We start from the raw sequence: 426 nt of genomic DNA on the forward strand, positions 1-426 counted from the left end.
ATCACCTGACGCATGCGCCCCACGGTCTTGACCCACCCGAAGCCCTGTTCGATCAGCTTGCGCTTTTGTTGCGAGACGGCATAACCGGCGCTGGAAGCAATGGCATCAGGAACGGCCGAGCGACGACCCGATGTGTTCTGCGCCACGTGGGGCGTCACCTTCATTTCCAGGCAGGCCTCAATGAACTCGTGCGCGTCATAGCCCTTGTCCGCGCCCACGGTGACTTCCACATTCAGGTCTTCAATCACCTGCCTGGCATCGTTAAGCATGACCTTTGCGGCCTCCCGCTCGGCGTGTCCGTCCGCCTTGGTCACCATGGCGCTAACCACCAGGCCATGGCGGTTGTCGCTCAGGGTATGACCCATGTAGCGCAGCTCACTGGATGTCTTGCCCTTGCGGTAGAGCTTGGCATCGGGATCGGTCTTG

1 protein-coding gene is annotated in these 426 nt (G+C 60.8%); it reads right to left on the bottom strand.

Features of this window, described 5'->3' with window-relative positions; all coding sequences use genetic code 11:
- Positions 1–426, bottom strand: a 426-nt coding sequence (locus MKD38_RS30930; protein WP_252682467.1) for a transposase, incomplete at both ends; no start/stop codon positions are given.

Origin of the sequence: Cupriavidus sp. WGlv3 (genome assembly GCF_023952475.1) — a bacterium.
In the GTDB taxonomy this organism is placed as follows: domain Bacteria; phylum Pseudomonadota; class Gammaproteobacteria; order Burkholderiales; family Burkholderiaceae; genus Cupriavidus; species Cupriavidus phytorum.